Genomic DNA, 20,910 nt, shown 5'->3' with positions numbered 1-20,910 from the left:
GATCACTGAAGAGGTTTCTCGTCATGTCCAAGGTTCTCCTTGTCGTAGGTCACCCCGATCTGTCCCAGTCGAAGGCCAACGCCGCGCTCGTGGACGCCGTCCGCGATCTGGCCCATGTCACCGTGCACGACCTGTACGCCACCTATCCCGACTTCCGGATCGACGTCGACGCCGAGCAGGCGCTGCTCGCCGAGCACGATGTGATCGTCTTCCAGCACCCGGTGTTCTGGTACAACACCACGCCGCTGTTCAAGCAGTGGCAGGACAAGGTCTTCACCTTTGGCTGGGCCTTCACCATCGACGGCTCCCCCTCGCAGCTGGCCGGCAAGAAGGCCGTCGTCGCGGTCACGACCGGTGTCCCCGTCGATCACTACACCCCCGAAGGCTCGAACCAGGCCACCATCGAGACCCTCCTCAGCAACTGGCACGCGACCCTGCGGCTGTGCCAGTTCGACATCCAGCAGCCGATGGTCAAGGTGTACGGCACCGCCTTCGGCCTCTCCGACGAGGACCTGGCCTCCGCCGCCAAGCAGTACAACGAACTGCTCGCCTCCTACGCCGCCTGAGCGCACTCTCACGACAGCGGCCGCCCTTGCGGCACCGCAAGGGCGGCACGAAACGCCGTCAGGACGCTGCTCCCGGGCGGGACAGCCGGCTCAGCTGTCGGTGCACGAGGGCCAGTGGTCCAGCGCCCACTCCGGCCAGCCCGGCCAGCCCGCCGGCGGGGGCGGAATCTCGCTGCCGGCGAGTTCGGCGGCGTCGGGCACCTGGAACTGCTCCCGCCATCGGTCTACGTCGGCCTCAGTCATCGGGAACGTCTGATGCGGTGCCGTTGTCTGGCGATGCGCGATGCGGACGAGCTGGACGTCCTTGTCCACGGGCAGATAGACCACCTGGCATGCTGCCCCGGCCGACCGTGCCAGCCAGCGCAGTGCCGAGCGTTCATCGCGGCCCCAGAGCCCGTAGTCGAGCACGACGTTGGTCCCCAGCCGCAGCGCCTGCAGGGCGACCGAAATGAGCCGCCCTTCGAGCACAAAGCGCTTGCCGTCGGCCATCGAGTCGTCGAAAAGCGGGGCCATCCAGTGATCCGGGGTCAGCCGCAGCGCCCGGTGCGTCACGGCGAGCTCGTTGGCCCGGGTGGTCTTCCCGGCTCCGGGGAGCCCGACCATCAGGAACAGGGTGGCGACACGCGGGTCCTGTGTGACAACGAGTCCGGCTGTATGCGGGCATGGGTATGGGCTTTCGTGCTGTGCGTCGAAGCGCTGCGACTGAGACATGTCTCCCCTGATCAGGCAGGATGGCCCGGCAGCACAGAGACCAGTGGGTGGCTGCCGGCAGAACACTGATCCGGCGGTACATCAGCAAGGGGCCGTAGTTACGGCAGCCTCGGATACCGCCGCAGAGCGGCGACACGGGTAGTCATAGCGGCGCAGCAGCACATGCCTGCACCATAGACCGTGACGTCGATCCCTTCAGCAACCTGCGGGTCAGAAGCGTCCGCACGGTCACGCCGACCACCAGGACGGGTACGGGCATCGCATCGACCGGGCAGCCAGTGGATCACCCCGGCCGGCTCCCCGGTAACGTGAGGGTATGAGCCATCCGCACCCAGAACTCAAAGCCGCCCCTCCCCTGCCCAACGGCGGGCTGAGAGTGACCGCCCTGGGAGGCCTGGGCGAAATCGGCCGGAACATGACCGTCTTCGAGCATGCCGGCAAGCTGCTGATCGTGGACTGCGGCGTGCTGTTCCCGGAGGAGAACCAGCCCGGCGTGGATGTGATCCTCCCGGACTTCACCTCGATCCGGGACCGCCTCGACGACATCGTGGCCGTCGTGCTCACCCATGGCCACGAGGACCACATCGGCGGTGTGCCCTATCTGCTGCGGGAGCGGGCGGACATCCCCGTCGTCGGCTCGAAGCTCACCCTCGCTTTCATCGAGGCCAAGCTCAAGGAGCACAGGATCACCCCGCGCACGGTGCGCGTGCGGGAGGGCGACCGGCGCAGCTTCGGTCCCTTCGAATGCGAGTTCGTGGCCGTCAACCACTCCATCCCGGACGGGCTGGCGGTGGCCCTTCGTACCGCCGCCGGGCTGGTGCTGCACACCGGTGACTTCAAGATGGACCAGTTCCCCCTCGACGACCGGATCACCGACCTGCGCGCGTTCGCCCGGCTCGGTGAGGAGGGCGTGGACCTGTTCCTCACCGACTCCACCAACGCCGAGGTTCCCGGCTTCACCACCTCCGAACGCGAACTGAACCCCGCGATCGAGCAGGTGATGAGGACCGCCCCGCGGCGGGTCATCGTCTCCAGCTTCGCCAGCCATGTGCACCGCATCCAGCAGGTCCTGGACGCCGCCCACCAGCACGGCCGGAAGGTGGCCTTCGTGGGTCGCTCCATGGTCCGCAACATGGGCATCGCCCGCGACCTGGGCTACCTCAAGGTCCCGTCCAACCTGATCGTGACCCCCAAGGAGCTGGAGAAGCTCCCTGACCACAAGATCACCCTGGTCTGCACCGGATCCCAGGGCGAGCCGATGGCGGCCCTGTCCCGGATGGCCAACCGCGACCACCAGATCCGCATCGGCAAGGGCGACACCGTCCTGCTCGCCAGTTCCCTCATCCCCGGCAACGAGAACGCCATCTACCGGGTGATCAACGGCCTGACCCGATGGGGCGCCAACGTCGTCCACAAGGGCAACGCGAAGGTGCACGTCTCCGGCCACGCCAGCGCCGGCGAGCTCGTCTACTGCTACAACATCGTCCGTCCCCGCAACGTCATGCCCGTGCACGGCGAGTTCCGTCACCTGCGGGCCAACGCCGACCTCGCCATCCGCACCGGCGTCGACCCCGACCGGGTCGTCATCGCCGAGGACGGTGTCGTCGTCGACCTCGTCGACGGCCGCGCCTCCATCACCGGCAAGGTGCCCGCGGGCAACGTCTACGTCGACGGCATGGAAGTCGGCGGCGCCACCGAAGCGTCCCTCAAGGACCGGGTCACCCTCGCCGAGGAGGGTGTCATCACGGTCGTGGCCATCGTCGACGCCGACACCGGCGCCCTGGCCGAGGCCCCTGACTTCCTGGCCCGCGGCTTCGTCCACGACGACACCACCTTCGAGCCGGTCATCCCCGTCATCGAAAAGACGCTGGCCACCGCCGCCCAGGAAGGCGTCGGCGACGCGCACCAGCTCGAACAGCTCATCGCCCGCGCCGTGGCCAACTGGGCGTTCCGCACCCACCGCCGCAGGCCGCTGATCATCCCCGTGATCATCGACGCCTGACCGGGCCGCCGCCCCGGCTCCCGGCTCTCACGCCCGGGCGGAGTATGTGTCGCCACACCGGCGACAGCCCCGTGCATCCACGAACGTCAGAAAGGTGAGCGGATGAGCCTGCGCTTCGAGGAGATCGATTGGCGACCGACGCCGATCGGCGAGATCAGTCTGCGCAGGCGCCGCCACCCGGTCTCGGGAGACGACGTGTACGAGGTGAAGCTCGGCGATGAGTTCCTGATGTCCAGTCTCTTCACCGTCGGCGAGGTCGCGCTCACGGAACTCGCCCTGGCCGAGCTGCCGGACACCGAACTGGACGTCGCGGTCGGCGGACTCGGGCTCGGCTACACCGCCCAGGCGGCCCTGGACGATCCCCGGGTGCGCTCGCTGACCGTGATCGACGCGCTCGCCGAAGTCATCGACTGGCACCAGCGGCACTTGGTGCCCCTGGGGGCCCGACTGACGTCGGACGCCCGCTGCCGCTTGGTGCACGGCGACTTCTTCGCGCTGGCCGCCGACGCCCGCGGTCTGGACCCGCAGGAGCCGGGCCGTCGCTTCCACGCCATCCTGCTGGATGTCGACCACTCACCACGCCATGTCCTCCACCCCCGCCACGCCGCGCTCTACCAGCCAGCCGGACTCCGCGCTCTCGCAGATCATCTGCACCCCGGCGGGGTGTTCGCCCTGTGGTCGAACGACCCGCCGGACGAGGAGTTCACCTCCACTCTCACGAAGGTCTTCGCACAGGCAGCGGCCCATGTCGTCGCCTTCGACAACCCCCTGCAAGGCGGCACCTCGGCCAACACCGTCTACCTCGCCGGCACAGCACCGGACACACCGTAGGACGCCGGCGGCCGGCACCTCCTGGGCCCACGCATGGAGGAACGTCGTCACGCCTGTCTCGCCGTGACCGAGTCCGACCTGGCGGTCGACGGGACGCTGCCCCACGGCGGAGCCGCGCGCTGCTCCGCCCGGACAGTCGACTTGATCGGCTGCCGCCTCACTGGGAACGCGAGGCCCGCAAGCACGGCGCGGCCCGAGGAACCATGCCCCGCCGTGAACAGCTCCGGCGAAGGGAATACCTTGCGGCCCGAGCAGGAACCGTCCGCACCGCAGGTCACCTCCGAGCCCGCCCCTTCCTACGATTCCGACAAGCAGCCGCGGCCCGGCCTGGAAGCCGACATGCGCACCGCGCCGCGCGACCGGGCGAGCCGATACCGCGCCAGCGGAAAGCTTCAGGACAAGGTCGCACTGATCACGGGCGGTGATTCCGGCATCGGACGCGCGGTCGCACTGCTGTACGCGACGAACAAGGCGACGCCGAACAGGTACGGCACGAGGTGGAGAAGCACGGCCGGCGCTGCCTGATACTGCCCGGCGACCTCATCGACCCCGTGTTCTGCCGTGATGCCGTCGATCGGACGGTGGAGCAAGCTGGAGCTGCAGCAGCTGACCGCCGAGGACTTCGACCGAACCTTCAAGATCAATTTCTATGCCTACTTCCACCTGCTCATGACAGCACTGCTCCACTTCCAGCCCGGGGACGCGGTCATCGCCACGGCAACAGAGGAAGCACTCAAGGCAGCGAGACGAGGATCGATTACGTGGCGTCCAAGGCAGCGTTGATCACCTTGACCGAGTCCGTCACCGTACATCTGGCCCAACGGGGCGTGCGCGCGAACGTCGTGGCGCCCGGCCCGACCTGGACGCCGTGAGCACAGCTACCGAATCCGGCCCACAGCCTGCGACGTCAACCGCCTGCATTGAAATCCCAATACCAGGGAATTCAGATATGAAGTGCTCTGATAGGGAAAGGACCAAACCGTGCTGATATCTCACATGTTTGAGCGACGTGTTCTCGTCATCACGATGCACGACGATCCCGGCATCGATTTGAGAGCTGCCCTACTCACTGAGATCAGCGACCTCGTCCACGCATACAAGCCGGCTTCGGTCGTGATCGTCCTCGACCAGCCCGCGCCGACCCAAGCGGCGCTCAGCGTGGTCCGGCGCGCCCACCGCCTGTGCAGCCGCCTCGGCCTGGTGATGTCCGTGGCCACTCGTAGCGCCCCCACGCGACGCCTCCTCGCGGCCAGCGCCGAAACGGAAGAGGACATTCGACTGGTCATCCACGCCAGCGCCGACACGGCGATCGCCACGGCCACCGCACTGACCATGGCGGCATGAGGACCAGCCACCAGCCGCGGCCCTGAACGCACAGCATCAGAGCACAGTCAGCAACGGGCACGCTGTTGAGGCGAGCCACTCGTCCCGAAACCCGGCCTGTCCGCCAGCTCGCTCGGCAACGAGGCCTGGTGGGAAGGTCGGCCCAGGCATGCCGTGAGTCACGGGCTCCCGTGCCCGCCCTGAGTACTGGCGTCCACGGAGGTCGGGCGCGCTACCCGCGGAGTTCGCGCAGCCCTGGCGGTTGTGCCGCTCTTCGCGGTCCAGGCGGTCGAAGTCCGGAGTGTAGCGGCCGTCTCGCTGCCCCTGACCGTCGCCGGTAGCCCGCTGCCACGAGAGCGCAGGATCGGTACCGGCACCCGCTGTTCCGCTTCGCAGACCACCGCAGACCACCACAGACAGCGGGTCCCCACCAGGATTGGATCAACGCGTCCTGGGCACCCAGAGTGGCGCCAGAGGCAGGACCTGACGAATGGAGATGCCCGATGGTGGCGGAAACTCTGATGCCGGCTCCGCCGGTGTCGTTGCTGACACCCCCGGGCGTGTACGCCCCGCAGTGGGACACAGGGCTGCTGATGCGAGCCATGGGCCGGGAGGACGTCGGCTCCGCGACCGACGTCCTGGACCTCGGCACCGGAAGCGGCGCGGTCGCCGTGCAGGCGGCGCGGCTGGGTGCCCAGGTGACCGCCGTCGACATCTCGCGGCTGGCCGTGTTCACCGCGCGCGTCAACGCGCTGCTGGCCCGGCAGCGGGTCCGCGTCCGGCGCGGCGACCTCACGACGGCGGTGACAGGGCGATCGTACGACCTGGTGGTCAGCAATCCGCCCTACGTCCCCTCCCCCGCCGCCCGGCTGCCGCGCCGGGGTGCGGCGCGGGCCTGGGAGGCGGGCGGGGACGGCCGGACATTCGTGGACCGCATCTGCGAGGCGGCTCCCACGGTGCTGCGTCCGGGAGGAGTCCTGCTGATCGTGCACTCCGGCCTGTGCGGGACGGAGACCACGCTGCGGCTGCTGGCAGAGCGCGGACTGCGTGCATCGGTCGCCGACCGCGCCGTGGTGCCCCACGGGCCCGTCCTACGTTCCCGTCGGCCCTGGCTGATTCGGCAGGGGCTGGTCGATGCGCACGACAGTGAAGAGGAGCTGGTGGTCGTCCGCGCCGAGCGACCGTGAGCACGAAGGTCCCCTCCCAGTTGAACAGTTGCAGTTGCCCGACAGCCTCTCGGCGCCGGTCGCTGTGCTGTGACGGTGCGAACGAGGCGGTACGGCCGAAGCGCTGACGGTCTTTGAGCCCGGCAGGCTCGTCTCCCAGGCGATGCATCGGTGCTCGGCCTTGGGGGGTCGGGGCTGTCGGACAGGGCCGATGCCCACCAACGACTGGCGCAAGAGGCCACTTGGACAGGGAAAACGCAACTTCGACAGGGCTCGCAGAGGCAGCTACCTTCACCTGGCCTTCGGCCAACCAGGGAGAGACGCATGCCCCACCTTGCTCTGTACACATTCGGTGTCCTGAAGTCACCTCTCGCCGGTCCCGCGCCTCTCACGCGCGAGTTCTACGACATTGGTGAGGCCGTCTACCGGGAGTTCAGTCAGCACCCTGGATATCTCGCGCGTGCTGAGGCCGCAGACGGTGACCGGGGCGCGCTCTTCGAGGCGGACTGGGGCGCCTGGGGAGAGTTCGCCGTACCGGCCTGGTACGGCAAGGGCCGTACGGTGGAAACCACCGCCCTGGCCACGACGCTCTCACTCTGGGCCGATCTGCGCCCCGCCTTCGACGCCGTCTACACCGGTCTGCACCGTGATGCGCTGAACAGGCGTTACGACTGGTTCGAGAGGACAGGGCACGCGAATTACGTGTTCTGGTGGGTCTCTGACGACGTGATACCCACCTGGCAGGACGGGGTTTCCAGGCTGGAACACCTCCACGACCACGGCTCCGCGCCGCACGCGTTCACCTTCCACCACTCGTTCGCGCCGGATGGATCTCCTGTCAAAGGTCCGATTGAATGACGGCCTAACGCCCTCAACTGCGCCTGTGGCCGCTACCGCGCGGGAGGCCCGTCTTCTTCCGTTGCGGCCGCTCGTCGTCAGAGGGACAGGCCGCCGTGTTCCTGCAAGGCTTTTGCCAAGTGACTGGCGAGCGGCTCGGGCAGGTTGTCGCCGTGCACGGTGTTCATGAGGGTTTCGGCGAGCAGGCTGAGTTTGGTGTTGCTGGTCTGCGAGGTGGTCACCAGGACCTGCCACGCCTGCTCCGCGCTGATGGTGTACGCGGCCATGAGGATGCCACGGGCGACGTCGATGGCCGGGCGGGTCTGCATGGCGCGTCGCAGTTGTTCGATTTCCGCCCTGATGCCGTCGATGGTCCGGTCCGCGTCATGCTCCGGGCCACATGGCGCCCTGTCGCCTCCCGTGCGGGGTGTCCGTGCCGTATCCGTTGCGGTGAGCTCGTCGACGGTGCCGGTCAACGCGAGCAGACGTTGCACGGTAGGGCCGGAGGCTCGGACGGTGAGCGTCTTGGCGGCCTCGCGGGCACGTCGGCGCATGTGCAGCAGAACGTTGAGTCCGGAGCAGTCGCAGAACCCGATCCCAGCGAGGTCGACTTCCACGCCGTCCGCGGAATGGTCCAGCGCCTCCTGCAGGATCTGTCCCAGTGCCGGGCTGTTTCCGAAGTCGATCTCGCCGGACGCCGTCACCACAGTGGGTTGGCCGTCCGCGTCGGCATGGATGGTCAACGACAACGGGGGAACGCAGGAGCCGGGGCGCCGTTCCGCGCCGCAATCGACGCAACGCTCCTGCCGCACACCCGGCAGGGCGGCTACCTGATCGAACATCGCGGCTCCGAGCATCCGTCCTTCCGTGCTTCTTTCAGCATCCCCATCTTTCGCCTTCCACGTCAACAAATACGTGAAACGGAAGTCGTGCTTTTGAATGCGCGAAACGGTCGGCCTGTTCTGTGGGTGTGGACAGGTTGCGGAGTCCCATACGGGCTGAGGCCGGCCGTGAGCATGACCCGCCCTCCGGCGAGACCCTGCGCCGCAGCCGGGCACGCAGCCCTCGTGATCACGGGAAGGCGGTGGGAGCGGCCCGGGAAATATGGCGGCCGCATCCGTTGATGCCGTCGGGTTTCTGTTGGACACGGTTGGGAACTGCGTCAGGACGGGCGGGCCGCCCGTCGATGATCGCCCGGATGGACAAGACCGGACACCACCGATCCGGACGGCAAATGCGCCCGCCGACAGAGAGGACCAGGGTGTCCGGGGACAGGGAACCAGGCGACCAGAACGCTGAACGCACTGCGCAGCGTGAGCGTTCCCGCATCGCCCGCGACCTGACCAGTGCGGTCGCGGGACTCCCCGACGCCGCGATACCCGACGCGCTGTGCCGGGCCTGCGTGACGCTCCTGCCGGAGGTCTCGGGCCTGTCGGCTTCGCTCGCCGGCCCTGCCACGCGGACGGGCATCGTGCTCTTCGCCAGTGACGAGGTTGCCTCGGAGCTGGCGGACACCCAGTTCACGCTGGGTGAGGGTCCGTGCACGGAGGCCCTGCGGTTGCGGGCCCCGGTGCTTGCTCCGGATCTGACGCGCGGCCCGGACGCCCGCCGATGGCCGCTGTTCACGGTGAAGGCGGCCAAGATCGGCGTCGAAGCCGTCTTCTCAGTTCCGTTGACGGCTGCCGCGGGCCAGCTGGGCACCCTTGACCTCTACCGGGAGACCGCAGGTGCCATGAGCCAGGCACATCTGCGCACCGCGCTGCTGGTCGCCGATGCGCTCACACTGGCCATCAGCGCCCTCGACCACGCTTCTGCCGACTCATCCGAGGTCGTCACGTGGCTGCAGGGCGCCGAAGCGGACCGAGAAGAAGTCCACCAGGCCACCGGGATGATCATGATGCAGTTGGGGGTTAACCCCCAGGAGGCCCTGCTCAGATTGCGGGCTCGGGCCTTCGCGCAGGACCAGACCTCCACCGGCATCGCGCGAGCGGTCATCGACCGCACCACGGACCTCCGCCATGAATGAACGAACAGGCACACACGACGTCGCCGGGGAAGCGGGCATGAACCGCGAGCGCGGGCTGGCCAAGGCGTTCATCGACCTGGCCGACACCTATGCACCGCAATTCGACCCGCTGCACCTCTTCGGTCTGCTGGTACGACGCTGCCAGGAACTGCTGAAGGTGGACGCGGCGGCGGTGATGATCGCCGATGCCCGGGGCACGCTGAAGACCATGGCCGCCACCGACGAGGAAGTCGCGTTCGTCGAGTTGATGCAGATGCAGACCGGCCGCGGACCCTGCATGGACTGCTATCGCACCGGCGACGCTCGCAGCATCCCCGACATCACCGCCGAACGGGGCGCTGACGGTCGCGCGGTCGTAGGGTTCACGCACGTTGTCGGCCGGATGCCGGTGGTGAAACTTGGTCGGTCGTCCCGGCATCACCTCGGTGAGGCCCTCGACGATCGACTCCGCCTTGCGTGCTCGATCATCTCGTAAAGGTTGGCGTACCGGTACAGGTGGTCGAAGTCCTCCAGGACACCGAACTCGTACGCCTGCTTCAGATACGGAGACCGGGCAGCAGCCAGTTGACGCCGTTCATCGTGATGATCCGGCACTTGGTGTACGGGTCCCCGTGGTCGGGGTCGACGGGCTCGACGTCGAGCTCCCGCCAGTTGCGCAACTGGCGGTCCAGAGAGATGCCTTGATGTTCCAGAGGGTTGAAGCCCATGAGGTCTCCTCGGCCGGGGCCGCAGCGGAGCCGCGCGAGTACCCGTGCCCCTTCCCTGTAACCAAAACGTGAAGGCCGTGGAAAGGGATCGGCCAGACCGAGGAGGGCCGTCTCCACCGTGGGTGTCAGCACCCTGCGACAACTGCCGCACAACGCCGGGACAAGCGGAGGGTGACGAGGTCAGGCCGATGAACCGGTGCCGGCCGCAGCCGTAGACGGCGGTTCCTTGGGCTGCGTGGGGAACAGCAGTGCGGTGGCGGCCCTGGAGTGCAGGGAGTCCAGTGTGTTGATCTGCCGCTCTGCCCGGCGCAGCAACTCCTCCAAGCGGTCTGCGTCCAGGCGCGCATCCTGTGCCGACGCGGCCAGCAGGCCACGCCACAGGGCCTCCTTGCCCAGCGCCCCCAGCCGCAGGGTTTCCAGCTCTACCAGCAGCGCAAGCCCTGAGCGGCGCACCAGCCGCCCGTTGGGCTTGGCTCGTCCCGCCTTCTCGCCGAGCCACGCTCCGTAGACCTTGTAACGCCGGACCGGGACGTCGAGGTCACCGAGGAGGCGTACCAGGGCCTGCCGGTCCTGCGAGATCTCCTTCCGCAGGTTTTCCAGCGCCTCGCCGAAGGGCGACCCCCGGTGCTCCTGAGCCGCGCGGGCGGCGAGTTCGACGCCCGCCGTCGCCCCCGCCAGGTGGTCGTTGAGGTAGATCGCCAGCCGCTTGTGCCGTGTCGGACCGTCCTGGGAGGCCCGTGCCGTCGTGTTCAAGGTTCTCCTCCGGCTGCCGAAGTCCGGTGATGACCTCCGAGTGCCCCCATCGGGCCGCCCGTCAACCGATCTGTCCCGAAAACCCGGCGTCGGCCAGGTGCTCGGGCCCGTCCGGCGGCGATGTACCAGCTCCTCCCCATCAGCATGGCCATGCCGGCCTCTACGAGGTCACCGCCGTAGTACATCCACTGGGCTCCCTGATGCAGGTCTTCGGGTGTGAACCCGGCGCCGGGCGGCGGCCGCATGTACAGGGTCCGCGCCAGTACGCCGTGTGCGGTACCCGCGGCCAGCAGGGTCGTCGTCCCGAGCCGCGGCAGGTTCGCACCAAGGCCAGCTGGAGCCGCATCGCCGACAACGCGGCTCCAGCCACCGCCCTCCGGCGACGGAGTCTCCCCCGCGGCACCGACGTCGCAGGGCACCTTGCGTGAGGACACGAACGCGGAAGGCTCCCACTGCAACCGCTCCGCGTCCTGCCCCACGGCGATTTCCGATGCAGGTCGGGAAGCCGCCTTGAAGCGTCGTCCGAGCGATTCAGGGCACTCGATGTACCGGGCTCTGCAGGCCAGGCAGCCGCCCAGGACCCCGCGGTTCGGACCGGCAGCCGCGGAGCCCGTCGGGTTCCCCTCTGGCCGATCCGCCGCGGGAACCGCCCTGTATCGCATGGTTCCTGCGCGTCAGTTTCCGCCTCGGGATATCTACCGTGACGCCGACACCGAACACGATGCGCGGTCACAAAACAGCAGGTCAGATGCCACTGGTGAGCGGTTCAAGGATGGCGACACACTCCATGTGATGCGTCCCGCCACGTCGTCGGCGACCAGACCGTGGCTCACGCGGGCGAGGTGTGGAGTTCGCGTACCAACTGCGGGGTGAGCAGTTCGCCGGCGCGGTCGGCGAGGACGGCCATTTCGTAGCCGACCAGGCCGACGTCGCACCCCTCGGCGGCGAGGACTCCGAGGCAGCTGCCGTCGCGGATGCGACCGACCATGAGGAATCCGCCGAACATTTCGATCATGACGAGCTTCATGCCGCGGAATCCGTGTGTCGTCGCCGCGTTCTGGGCGAGGCTGGTGATGCCGGAGACGATGGCCGCGAGATGGTCGGCGCGGTCTCGGCCGAGTGTGTCCGAAGCGGCCATGAGCAGGCCGTCCGAGGACACGGCGACGGCGTCGGTGACACCGTCGGTGGTGCGTGCGAACTCCGAGATGAGCCAGCCGAAACTCTGGACGGCGGTGGTCACGATGACGCTCCTTGGGTGGTTCGGGCCTCGGCACGGGCGACACCTGCTCTGAAGCCGTTGAGCAGGGAGGAGACAGCGGGGGGCCGGGCAGGCGGGGGTGACGCGGAGGGGTCTTCCACGGGGGCGAGCAGACGACCGGGAAGGGCAAGGAGTGCGGACAAGCCGCCGCCCGGAGTGTCGAAGAGGTGGACCTGGGCGCCTTCACCGAGACGGTGGGCGAGCCGGCCGACGACGAGGTGGCCGAGGAACCGTGTGGGCGCGGCGAGGAAGGCCTCCTGCCCGGGATCGCGCAGACGGGCGTTGGCGCGTGCCTTGTCGGCCTCCGACATGCCGACGCCGTGGTCGACGACGGCGAGGCTGTACGTGTCGTCCTCGGAGTCGTACCAGCCGTGCACCTCGACCGGTTCGGTCGGCGGCGAGAAGGTCAGCCCGTTCTCGATGAGTTCGGCGAGGAGGTGGGCGACATCGGCGACGGCGTGCCCGCGTACCCGCACCGGCTCCACGGTCGCGATCAGGACCCGCCGGTACTGCTCCACCTCGGCGACGGCGGACTGGACGACTTCCAGGCCGTCGGCGGGCGCTGCGGAGGGTCGCGGCGGATTCTGCCCGGCCAGGACCAGCAGGCTTTCGGCGTTGCGCCGCATACGGGTGGCAAGGTGGTCGAGTTCGAAGAGCTCGGCGAGGGCGTCCGGGTCGAGTTCCTTGCGTTCCAGGCGGGTGATGAGGCCCAGCTGGCGGCGCACGAGGTTCTGGTTGCGGCGGCCGAGATTGGCCAGTGATTCGGTGGTGTTGCGGCGCAGGCCTGCCTGCTGGGCGGCCAAGTGGAGGGCGGTGTCTTCCACTTGGTGCAGGGACGCGGCGACCTCGGCGATCTCCGCAGCCCCGCCCAGCTGCCGTACATCAGGGTGGGCCGGGGCATCCGCCGGCCGGAGGAACTCCGCCTGGTCCTGCGGGGATTGCTGGATCCGGGCGACGGCCTCGGGCAGCCGGTGCCGAGCCACCTCGTGGGCGGCCTCGGCGAGCGCGCCGAGCGGGCGGGTGAGGGAACGCGAGGCGAAAGCGGCGAGTCCTACGACGAGGGCGGCCATGAGCGTTCCCGCGGCGAGATAGACGGCGAGGGCCAGCTCGGCGTCGTGGCTGAGCCGGTCGGCCCGATCCCGTACGTCGCCACCGACCGACTGCTGGACGGTGTACAGGTCATCGACGAGTACGGTCATCGCGTCCCACCAGGTGCCGGCGTCGACGTGCAGCGCGGAGCCGTCGGCGGCGCCCTCCGCCTGTTTCTCGTAGGCGGCAGCGCGTTGGGCGTCCCGGGTTGCGAAGGCGTTCTTCAGGGCCGCGTGCTGGGGTGCGGTGGCGACCTGCCGGAAACGGGCTTGGGCGGCGACGCGTGTGGCGCGTACCTCGCTGAAGTCGAGGTATGCGTCGCCACGGAAGGCGCCTTGGGCGAACACGCCGTTGAGGAGCCCGCGTTCGAGAGCGACGGACTCCTTGATCGCGGCCAGCTCCCGCAACGCCGCCAGGCCGTCGCGCAGTTGACGGTCGGCGCCCGTCGCGGTCTCCGCCACCGGATCGACGGCGTTCAGGGCGTCGACGGCGCGCGTGTAGAAGGTGAGAACGGCGCCCGGGTCGGCGGTGCCCCCGTCGGCGGCGGCACGAATGTCGGCCAGCCGCCGCAGGTGACGCTGGAGGACATCCTCGACCGCGTTTTCGGGGCGCATGGCGCGCAGCGCCGTGTCAACGCGCTTGCGGGTAGCGGCGAGTGACGGACGGAACTCCTCCTCGCCACCCAACAGGCCATTGGTCAGGCCCCGTTCGCGTTGCAGCTGGTGCACCAGGGCCTGGATGCGCAGGCTGAGGCCAACCTCGGCACGCGTCGTCCGTGCGTCGCCGAGGGCCTCGGCGCGGCCGCTCACGGCCAGACCTGCCACCGCCAGCAGCAGGCAGACGGGGACCGTGATGACCACCGCCACACGGCCTTTGATGCTGCGCCAGCCCGGGATCGGCCGACGCCCCAGAGCCGTTCCGTCACCGTGGCGGGGCCCTGAACCACCCCTGCCGAACACGCCCTTGCCGATTGCGCCGAGTCTGCCCAGCAGCGGCCGTACTGGCGTCCACAATCTCATAGTCACGAAGCTAGTCCGACCGCGGCAGCGGCCGGTTTCCGACCTGTTAGACCGCGTGGGGACTTCAGTTGCGCCGCCCTCACACCGCAGGTCCAGACACTGTGACCGCGGACCACCAAAGGTGGTCGAACTTTTGGCGGTTGGTCCCCACCGACCGGCGCCGGGAATTCCTGCACAAGCTGCCGACTCGTCTCGTCCGTGAGAACGGGCCTGGACGACCCGACCTTCGTCCAGCCGGACCGCCCGATGTCAGCGATCGGCGGCTAGGGAACTCTCTCCGCTGCACGACGGCCGCCACGATCTCGGGCCTCGCGCACAGGCGGTACGGCGACGATGCCGCCCAGTGACGCGACGCCGCCTGAGTCCGTGCGGCCCTCGTCCAGGGCGCGGCGGCGGGCGGTGGCTGCGTCGAAGAGGGCGTGGCCGTCGATGTCGTCGGCCAGGTAGCGGGGCGGGCGCTGAGTGACCCAGGTCTGCTCGGTGTCGTAGGCCAGGTCGGCGGCGATCTGGGCGCCGGAGTTGCCGCCCCCTACGATCACGACGCGCTGCCCGGCGACGTCGTGCGGGCCGCGGTACTCCACCGTGTGCAGCTGACGCCCCTGGGAATGCCCCCTGCCTGGAACAGCGGGGAGAAAGGGCCGCCACCACGTGCCCGCCACGCTGATCACTGCACGGGCGTGCCAGATCCCGGAGTTGGTCTCCACACGCAGGAGTTCACCGTCCCGATGCACGCCGCCACCCGCGCCGGTCGCTCGTAACGCTTCTCGTGGTCCCGCAGATACGCCACCAGATGCTCTGCGTCCGGGTACTCCTCCCCCACCTGCGGCGGCATGAGCCGACCTGGCAGCGAGGAGAAGGCTGCCGGAGAGAAGACGTGAAGAGAGTCCCACGTGTGCTGCCAGGCATCGCCCGCCGTCGCCTGGTCGCCTGGGCGTCGAGGATGACGAAGTCCACGCCGAGGCGGCTCAGGTGGTAACCGGCGGCGAGGCCGGACTGGCCGCCGCCGATTACCACCACCTGCGTTCTACGGGTCAATCAGCGGGCCGGCCGCGCACGAAGATGAGCGCCACCAGTGCCAGACCGACGATCCCGCCCACGAGTTGGGCGCCGATGAAGCCCGGCAGCGAGCCCGGCGCGATGCCCGCGAACGTGTCGCTGAAGGTACGGCCGATCGTCACCGCCGGGTTGGCGAAGGACGTGGAGGACGTGAACCAGTAGGCGGCACCGATGTACGAGGCCACGGCCATCGGTGCGAACCGGAGCTGGTTCGTGCGGGCGAGGCCGAAGATCAGCAGGATGAGCCCGGCGGTGGCAACCACCTCGCCCAGCAGTAGATGGCCGGCTGAGCGGTCGTGCGTGGACCACTCCATCAGGGGCTTGCCGAACATCGCGTCCGCCAGGACGACGCCCGCGATCGCGCCGACGATCTGCGCGGGGACGTACACCGCGACCTCGCGGGCCGTGACACCGTCGCCGCCGCGTCGCGCGGTCCACCACTCGGCCAGCGTGACGACGGGGTTGAGGTGCGCGCCCGACACCGGGCCGAGCAGCAGGATCAGGATGCCGAGGCCGAAGACGGTGGCGATCGAGTTCGCCAGCAACTGGATGCCGACGTCTTGCGTGAGTTCGGTCGCCTGGATACCGGAGCCGATCACGATGGCGACGAGGAGTGCTGTACCGGTCAGTTCGGCCGCGGCCCGGGACGTCAGCGGGGTACGGGGTGGCGTCGCGCCCGGCGCGGGCTGCGGCTCGCCGGCTGTGGCGGCCTCCCCGGTTCTGTCGTGCTCGGCGGCCTCGGTGGCGGTCAACAGGACTCCTTCATTGCAGTCGCCGTAGCGACGGTGGTCAGGGGCAGGACCGCTTGACGTTGTTCTCGGCGGTGACGCGCGCGGTCTCTGCCAGGTCGGCGAACTGGCCCGCGAGGGTGGCGATGACGTCGGACTTGAGCCGGTAGTAGGTGAACCGGCCGCAGGGCTCGGTCTCCACGACCCCGGCCTCGCGCAGCACCTTCAAATGGTTGGAGAGGTTGGTCTGCTTGGCCCCCGTCTCCTCGATCAGGTGCGTGCTGCAGAGCGTCTCCCTGGCGAGCAGGGTGATGATCTGGAGGCGGAGCGGGTCCGCGAGAACCCGCATCAGATCAGTGTCGACTGACGTCATCATGGGCTGATATTTTCACATCACTCCGAGCTGATACCAGCCCTGGCTGAACCCTGGGACCCGCATCCCCACGCCCGTGGGCCCACGCCCCGAAGGGGTTTTCCATGACCGCCGCCCCGCCCCCGTCCTGCCCGACGAACGCCTGGCTGAGCACGTCCGCGTCCGCGTCCGCAGCCACGTCACCGTCTCCTCCGCCGGCACGCACCCTGCCGCCGAAGTCGAGCCGATCGTCGCGCACGTGCTCACCGAGGCCGGTGTGGATCTCACGGACGCCTTCCCGAAGCCGCTGACCGACGAAGTGGTGCAGACCACCGACACCGTCATCACGATGGGCCGCGGGGATGCCTGCCCGATCGTGCCCGGCCGCTACCTGGACTGGCCCGTCACCGACCCCTAGGGCGCCCCGACCGCCGTCGTGCGCCGCATCCGCGACGAGATCGACGCCCACATCACCGAACTGCTCGACTCGCTGCCGAACGCCTGGACCCCGTACACCTCGCACTCCTCGTACTAAGGAAGCACCCATGTCCTCCAGCCCGCTCGCCTCCGTGCTCTTCGTCTGCGTCCACAACGCCGGGCGCTCTCAGATGGCCGCCGGTTTCCTGACCCACCTCGCGGGCGACCGGATCGAGGTCCGCTCCGCCGGCTCCGTCCCCGGCGACCAGGTCAACCCGTCCGCGGTCGAGGCCATGCAGGAGGTCGGGGTCGACATCTCCGCGGCCGAGCCGAAGATCTTGACGACCGAGGCTGTTCAGGCGTCCGACTACGTCATCACCATGGGCTGCGGCGACGCCTGCCCGGTCTTCCCCGGCAAGACATACCTCGACTGGGCCCTCGATGACCCGGCGGGCAAGGGTGTCGAGGCTGTTCGCCCGATCCGGGACGAGATCAAGACGCGCATCGAGGCGCTGATCGCCGAGATCGACGCGAAGCAGCAGGCGTGAGCCCAGTGACCAACGGAACCGACACGACCGACGCGACCGCCAGTGACGGCATACGCGAGGTCGTCGTCATCGGCTCCGCCCGCCCGGCTACACCGCCGCCCTCTACACCGCCCGCGCCGAACTCAAGCCCCTCGTCTTCAGCGGTGCGATCTTCGTCGGCGGCGCGCTGACCACGACCACCGAGGTCGAGAACCTCCCCGGCTTCCCCGAGGCATCGACGGCCCGGTTCTCGTGGAGAACATGCGGGCCCAGGCGGTGCGCTTCGGCGCCGAGATGGTCGACGACGACATCGTCGAGGCCGACCTGACCGGCGGCATCAAGACCGTCACCGACACCGCGGGCACGGTGCACCGGGCAAAGACGGTGATCGTCGCGACCGGCTCCGGCTCCGGCTACCGCAAGCTGGGCCTCCCGAAGGAGGACGAGCTCTGCGGCCGGGGCGTGTCCTGGTGTGCCACCTGCGACGGCTTCTTCTTCCGCGACCGCGACATCGTGGTCGTCGGCGGCGGCGACACCGCCATGGAGGAGGCCACCTTCCTCACCCGCTTCGCCCGCTCCGTGAGCGTCGTGCACAGCCGCTCAACCCTACCCTCGTACCGAACTCCTCACGGGCCAGGTGGAGTTGGACGACCCCGGCTACCTGAAGGTGCAGTCGCCGTCGACCCGCACGAACATCCGAGGCGTCTCGACCACACCCACCGCCAGGCCATCACCGCCGCCGCCAGCGACTGCAGACATCGACCTCGAGAGCGCCGTCAGCTGACCACCCACACTTGCCGGCAGAGAGCAGTGGGTGGCTGGTCAGCGCATCATCGCGGGCTCGGTCGGCACCATTCAGCACCGAGCGTGGGCGAAAACCGAACCGATGGCAGTGGTCGATGACCAGCCCCATGGCCTGCAATGAACCCGAAACGCGGAGGCTTACACCTCGATGTACGCGACCACATCCTTCGCTCAGTCCGGCAATGACGGCACGCGCACCGCGCCGCCCGCCCTCACCGGTCTCGAATGGCACGCCCACGCCATCACTGTCGACGGCGTCACTCACTCCGTGCCGAAGGGTTCCCGTGCGGGGCTGATGTTCGAAGCCGACAAGCACACCTTCACCGGCCACGACGGCTGCAACCGTGTCTCGGGCAAGGCAGTCGTGAATGTCGTCCAGTCCGCGATCACCTTCGACAGCAAGTACGGGGCGACGATGATCGCCTGCTACTCGCCCGACTATGTCGACGTCACTCCCTCCGGCGGCACCTACGAGGCCCGCGTAACCGCCCGCACGCTCACCCTCACGGGCCCGGACGGCCACGTCATCGCCCTGAGGCGGTGAGACTGCGCCCTTGTGCTGCCCCGCGGGGGTTCAGCCGATGAGTTTTCGGCGGCTGTGCGGTCTACCCGTCGACGAAGGGAGCGCACCATGCGCGAGATCATTGTTTGCACGTTCCTGACGCTGGACGGCGTCATGCAGGCGCCGGGCGGTCCGGACGAGGACGCTGAGAGCGGCTTCGAGCACGGCGGCTGGCAGAAGCCGGTGGACGACGACGAGGTCGGCGCGGCCATCGCCGGTTGGTACGAGCCCGCCGACGCGATGCTGCTCGGCCGCAAGACGTACGAGATCTTCGCGTCGTACTGGCCGACCGCCGATCCCGCCAACCCGTTCACCGATCGGATGAACGGCATGCACAAGTACGTGGCGTCTCGGACCCTGACGTCCGTCGGGTGGCAGAACTCCACGCTGCTGGAGGGCGACATCGCCGACGCCGTATGCGATCTCAAGGCGTCCGACGGCGGCGACATCAACGTCGTCGGCAGCGGCGACCTCGCCCAGACTCTCATGCGGCATGGCCTGGTAGACGAGTACCGGTTGACCATCCATCCGGTGATCATCGGCACCGGCAAGCGGCTGTTCGCCGACGGAGCGATCCCCACGGCGTTGGAGCCGGTCAGTGTCTCGACGACGAAGGGGGGCACCATCGTCGGCGTCTACCGGCCGAACGGTAAGCCCAGGTACGACAGTTACTAGGGTCAATGCCGGGAGCGGCGTATTTCCGAGCTGGGTCGGTCTCGGTCCAGCCGCTCGAAGTCCGGTCAGGCACGCGATAGGGCCGCTCTCTTGATGGCGGGGTCATGACCGGGCCGGGTTCGTGAGGCGCGGGTCGAGGCCGTACTGGTCGTGGGCGCCGAGGTTCTCGCGCAGGGTGGGGCCTTCGTAGTCGTCGTGGAACAGGCCGCGTTCCTGCAGGATGGGGACGACCTGGTCGACGAAGGTGTCGAAGCCGTCGTGGTAGCTGTCGATGGCGATCGAGAAGCCGTCACAGGCCCCTGCCTCGAACCACTGCTGCATGTGGTCGGCCGCGTCGGCGGCGGTGCCGGCGACCACCGGGTGGTAGTCGATGACGCCGTGGGCGAGCACGTCGCGCAGCGTCCAGCCTTGCTGGGCCACTTCGAGGGCGCGGGCGGATCGTGGGTCGTGCGGGCTGGGTACGGCGTCGGCGAGCTGGGCCGCGGTCAGGGGCTCGTCGAGCTGGGCGGGGCCGAGCGGGAGGCCGATCATGGCGCCGAGGTAGGCGACGCGTTGGTTCAGGTCGACGACCTCGTCCAGGAAGCGGCGCCGCTGAAGGGCGGCCTGGCGGGAGGGGGCGATGGTCGGCATGAAGCCGGCGAGCATCTTCACCTCGTCCGGGTCGCGTCCGGCGCGCTCGGCCGCGTCCCGCAGGGCCTGGCGGTGGGCCCGGGCGTCCTCGATGGTGTACGGGTTGGCGTAGACGCCGCTGGCGTAACGGCCCGCGAGTTCCAGGCCGTAACTGCCGCCGCCTGCCTGGAAGATGACCGGCTGGCCCTGCTCGGACGGGGGGATGGGCAGCGGGCCGCGGGAGGCGACGTGCTTGCCCTGCAAGTTGACGGGCTGGATCTTGTCCATGTCAGCGAAGCGCTTGCCGTCGAGGTCGAGAAGCCAGGCGTCCTGCTCCCAGCTGCCCCACAGCCCCTGCACGATCTGGATGACCTCGTGGGTCGCTCGTACTTCTCCGCGCGCGGCGGGATCGTCGCGCCGAAGTTCGCCGCGGCGGCGGGGTCCGAGGTGGTCACGGCGTTCCAGCCGGCCCGGCCGTGGCTGATCACGTCCAGGGCCTTGAACTGGCGGGCGAGATTGTAGGGCTCGGTGAAGGTGGTGGAGGCGGTGGTGACCAGGCCGATCCGCTCGGTCTCGCGTGCGAGGACGGTCAGGACCAGCAGCGGGTCGATCATGTGGTGCGGGGCATGGTGGTCGAGGTCGACGTCCAGGACCGGGGTGTCGGCGATGAACAGCAGTTGGATCTTGCCGCGCTCGGCGGCCTGCGCGTAACGCACGAACTGGTCCATGTCCGTGTAGCTGTTCAGGTTCGCCCCCGGTAGCCGCCAGGCCCCGGGTGCGGCCCCGTATCCGCCGCTGAACTGCATGCCCAGGACCATCTGTCGGCTCGTCACGATTACTTCTCCAGACCAGGCGATGAAAAACGGAGAACGTCTCCGTTCGCCTATTTCGA

The 20,910-nt window shown here is 68.8% G+C and carries 21 protein-coding genes and 4 pseudogenes; 15 read left to right on the top strand and 10 right to left on the bottom strand.

The genetic code is table 11. The features are described 5' to 3' along the window. The first annotated feature begins 23 nt into the window (after positions 1-23). Positions 24-566, top strand: a complete 543-nt coding sequence (locus tag QF037_RS44945) for an NAD(P)H-dependent oxidoreductase (RefSeq protein ID WP_307035612.1) — start codon at positions 24-26, stop codon at positions 564-566. Between the two features lie 90 nt (positions 567-656). Here QF037_RS44945 and QF037_RS44940 read toward each other — a convergent pair whose 3' ends face one another. Further along, entirely contained in the window at positions 657-1,169 is a 513-nt protein-coding gene (locus QF037_RS44940; RefSeq protein WP_307035610.1) for an AAA family ATPase, read from the bottom strand. A 424-nt stretch (positions 1,170-1,593) separates the two neighbouring features. Between QF037_RS44940 and QF037_RS44935 the strand changes: the two genes are divergently transcribed. The 8 genes from QF037_RS44935 (at position 1,594) to QF037_RS44900 (ending at position 7,457) form a co-directional block, all read left to right on the top strand. After that, the gene (locus QF037_RS44935) at positions 1,594-3,279 is read left to right on the top strand and encodes a ribonuclease J (protein ID WP_307035609.1); all 1,686 of its coding nucleotides are present in this window, start codon (positions 1,594-1,596) and stop codon (positions 3,277-3,279) included. 102 nt (positions 3,280-3,381) lie between these two features. Further along, positions 3,382-4,110, top strand: coding sequence for a spermidine synthase (locus tag QF037_RS44930; protein ID WP_307035607.1), 729 nt, complete (start codon positions 3,382-3,384; stop codon positions 4,108-4,110). A 213-nt stretch (positions 4,111-4,323) separates the two neighbouring features. Further along, positions 4,324-4,635, top strand: coding sequence for a hypothetical protein (locus tag QF037_RS44925; RefSeq protein WP_307035606.1), 312 nt, complete (start codon positions 4,324-4,326; stop codon positions 4,633-4,635). 39 nt (positions 4,636-4,674) lie between these two features. Further along, entirely contained in the window at positions 4,675-4,893 is a 219-nt protein-coding gene (locus QF037_RS44920) for a hypothetical protein (RefSeq protein ID WP_307035605.1), read from the top strand. Then, positions 4,872-4,982 (top strand): SDR family oxidoreductase, encoded by a 111-nt coding sequence (locus QF037_RS44915; protein WP_307035602.1) that lies wholly within the window; start codon positions 4,872-4,874, stop codon positions 4,980-4,982. Before QF037_RS44920 ends, QF037_RS44915 begins: the two co-directional genes overlap by 22 nt. A 154-nt stretch (positions 4,983-5,136) precedes the next feature. After that, complete coding sequence (locus QF037_RS44910) at positions 5,137-5,454, top strand: hypothetical protein (protein WP_307035600.1); 318 nt, start codon at positions 5,137-5,139, stop codon at positions 5,452-5,454. Positions 5,455-5,936: 482 nt separating this feature from the next. Then, positions 5,937-6,620, top strand: coding sequence for a HemK2/MTQ2 family protein methyltransferase (locus QF037_RS44905; protein WP_307035598.1), 684 nt, complete (start codon positions 5,937-5,939; stop codon positions 6,618-6,620). A gap of 303 nt (positions 6,621-6,923) precedes the next feature. Continuing rightward, complete coding sequence (locus QF037_RS44900) at positions 6,924-7,457, top strand: DUF3291 domain-containing protein (RefSeq protein ID WP_307035596.1); 534 nt, start codon at positions 6,924-6,926, stop codon at positions 7,455-7,457. Positions 7,458-7,534: 77 nt separating this feature from the next. Here the strand turns inward: QF037_RS44900 and QF037_RS44895 are convergent, their stop codons facing one another. Beyond that, on the bottom strand, positions 7,535-8,293 hold the full coding sequence (locus QF037_RS44895) for an anti-sigma factor antagonist (protein WP_307035593.1): 759 nt from the start codon (positions 8,291-8,293) through the stop codon (positions 7,535-7,537). Between the two features lie 404 nt (positions 8,294-8,697). Here QF037_RS44895 and QF037_RS44890 point away from each other — a divergent pair, with 404 nt between their 5' ends. Further along, positions 8,698-9,462 carry a GAF and ANTAR domain-containing protein gene (locus tag QF037_RS44890; RefSeq protein WP_307035591.1) on the top strand — a complete coding sequence of 255 codons (765 nt, stop codon included), beginning with the start codon at positions 8,698-8,700 and terminating at the stop codon, positions 9,460-9,462. 349 nt (positions 9,463-9,811) lie between these two features. Here the strand turns inward: QF037_RS44890 and QF037_RS44885 are convergent. From QF037_RS44885 to QF037_RS44855, 7 genes and pseudogenes are all read right to left on the bottom strand, one after another. Next, positions 9,812-10,169: pseudogene (locus QF037_RS44885) on the bottom strand (hypothetical protein); the annotation flags it as partial. A gap of 180 nt (positions 10,170-10,349) precedes the next feature. Further along, complete coding sequence (locus QF037_RS44880; RefSeq protein ID WP_307035589.1) at positions 10,350-10,922, bottom strand: hypothetical protein; 573 nt, start codon at positions 10,920-10,922, stop codon at positions 10,350-10,352. A gap of 829 nt (positions 10,923-11,751) precedes the next feature. After that, a complete protein-coding gene (locus QF037_RS44875) occupies positions 11,752-12,162 on the bottom strand; it encodes a roadblock/LC7 domain-containing protein (protein WP_307035586.1) in 411 nt (136 codons plus the stop codon). Then, complete coding sequence (locus tag QF037_RS44870; protein ID WP_307035584.1) at positions 12,159-14,135, bottom strand: sensor histidine kinase; 1,977 nt, start codon at positions 14,133-14,135, stop codon at positions 12,159-12,161. Before QF037_RS44870 ends, QF037_RS44875 begins: the two co-directional genes overlap by 4 nt. A 446-nt stretch (positions 14,136-14,581) precedes the next feature. Next, a pseudogene (locus tag QF037_RS44865) lies at positions 14,582-15,323 on the bottom strand (NAD(P)-binding domain-containing protein); the annotation flags it as partial. Beyond that, a complete protein-coding gene (locus tag QF037_RS44860) occupies positions 15,320-16,096 on the bottom strand; it encodes an aquaporin (RefSeq protein WP_307035582.1) in 777 nt (258 codons plus the stop codon). The gene QF037_RS44860 and the pseudogene QF037_RS44865, both read right to left, overlap by 4 nt. A 37-nt stretch (positions 16,097-16,133) precedes the next feature. After that, the gene (locus tag QF037_RS44855; protein ID WP_307035580.1) at positions 16,134-16,448 is read right to left on the bottom strand and encodes an ArsR/SmtB family transcription factor; all 315 of its coding nucleotides are present in this window, start codon (positions 16,446-16,448) and stop codon (positions 16,134-16,136) included. Positions 16,449-16,521: 73 nt separating this feature from the next. On the opposite strand from QF037_RS44855, the gene QF037_RS44850 reads away from it, so the two are divergent. The 5 genes and pseudogenes from QF037_RS44850 (at position 16,522) to QF037_RS44830 (ending at position 19,409) form a co-directional block, all read left to right on the top strand. Further along, positions 16,522-16,842 carry an arsenate-mycothiol transferase ArsC gene (locus tag QF037_RS44850; protein WP_307035578.1) on the top strand — a complete coding sequence of 107 codons (321 nt, stop codon included), beginning with the start codon at positions 16,522-16,524 and terminating at the stop codon, positions 16,840-16,842. 127 nt (positions 16,843-16,969) lie between these two features. Next, the gene (locus QF037_RS44845) at positions 16,970-17,389 is read left to right on the top strand and encodes an arsenate reductase ArsC (protein WP_307035576.1); all 420 of its coding nucleotides are present in this window, start codon (positions 16,970-16,972) and stop codon (positions 17,387-17,389) included. Positions 17,390-17,439: 50 nt separating this feature from the next. Beyond that, positions 17,440-18,271: pseudogene (locus QF037_RS44840) on the top strand (NAD(P)/FAD-dependent oxidoreductase). A 49-nt stretch (positions 18,272-18,320) separates the two neighbouring features. After that, positions 18,321-18,716, top strand: a complete 396-nt coding sequence (locus QF037_RS44835) for an META domain-containing protein (protein ID WP_307035575.1) — start codon at positions 18,321-18,323, stop codon at positions 18,714-18,716. 87 nt (positions 18,717-18,803) lie between these two features. After that, complete coding sequence (locus tag QF037_RS44830; protein ID WP_307035573.1) at positions 18,804-19,409, top strand: dihydrofolate reductase family protein; 606 nt, start codon at positions 18,804-18,806, stop codon at positions 19,407-19,409. Between the two features lie 102 nt (positions 19,410-19,511). Here QF037_RS44830 and QF037_RS44825 read toward each other — a convergent pair. Next, positions 19,512-20,746 (bottom strand): annotated as a pseudogene (locus QF037_RS44825) (NtaA/DmoA family FMN-dependent monooxygenase). Positions 20,747-20,910: the final 164 nt, after the last annotated feature.

The sequence above is a fragment of the Streptomyces canus genome, from assembly GCF_030815415.1.
Taxonomy (GTDB): domain Bacteria; phylum Actinomycetota; class Actinomycetes; order Streptomycetales; family Streptomycetaceae; genus Streptomyces; species Streptomyces canus_F.
The sequence above is the reverse complement of the archived record's forward strand: the minus strand, read 5'-3'. Positions and strand labels throughout refer to the sequence as shown.

Excerpts from the sequence above, each read along its gene's own strand:
- QF037_RS44940 (WP_307035610.1), bottom strand. The coding sequence starts at position 1,169 with ATGGTCGGGCTCCCCGGAGCCGGGAAGACCACCCGGGCCAACGAGCTC.
- QF037_RS44895 (WP_307035593.1), bottom strand. The coding sequence starts at position 8,293 with ATGCTCGGAGCCGCGATGTTCGATCAGGTAGCCGCCCTGCCGGGTGTG.
- QF037_RS44835 (WP_307035575.1), top strand. The coding sequence starts at position 18,321 with ATGTACGCGACCACATCCTTCGCTCAGTCCGGCAATGACGGCACGCGC.
- QF037_RS44830 (WP_307035573.1), top strand. The coding sequence starts at position 18,804 with ATGCGCGAGATCATTGTTTGCACGTTCCTGACGCTGGACGGCGTCATG.
- QF037_RS44905 (WP_307035598.1), top strand. The coding sequence starts at position 5,937 with ATGGTGGCGGAAACTCTGATGCCGGCTCCGCCGGTGTCGTTGCTGACA.
- QF037_RS44845 (WP_307035576.1), top strand. The coding sequence starts at position 16,970 with ATGTCCTCCAGCCCGCTCGCCTCCGTGCTCTTCGTCTGCGTCCACAAC.
- QF037_RS44930 (WP_307035607.1), top strand. The coding sequence starts at position 3,382 with ATGAGCCTGCGCTTCGAGGAGATCGATTGGCGACCGACGCCGATCGGC.
- QF037_RS44855 (WP_307035580.1), bottom strand. The coding sequence starts at position 16,448 with ATGATGACGTCAGTCGACACTGATCTGATGCGGGTTCTCGCGGACCCG.
- QF037_RS44935 (WP_307035609.1), top strand. The coding sequence starts at position 1,594 with ATGAGCCATCCGCACCCAGAACTCAAAGCCGCCCCTCCCCTGCCCAAC.
- QF037_RS44945 (WP_307035612.1), top strand. The coding sequence starts at position 24 with ATGTCCAAGGTTCTCCTTGTCGTAGGTCACCCCGATCTGTCCCAGTCG.
- QF037_RS44910 (WP_307035600.1), top strand. The coding sequence starts at position 5,137 with ATGCACGACGATCCCGGCATCGATTTGAGAGCTGCCCTACTCACTGAG.
- QF037_RS44900 (WP_307035596.1), top strand. The coding sequence starts at position 6,924 with ATGCCCCACCTTGCTCTGTACACATTCGGTGTCCTGAAGTCACCTCTC.
- QF037_RS44920 (WP_307035605.1), top strand. The coding sequence starts at position 4,675 with ATGCCGTCGATCGGACGGTGGAGCAAGCTGGAGCTGCAGCAGCTGACC.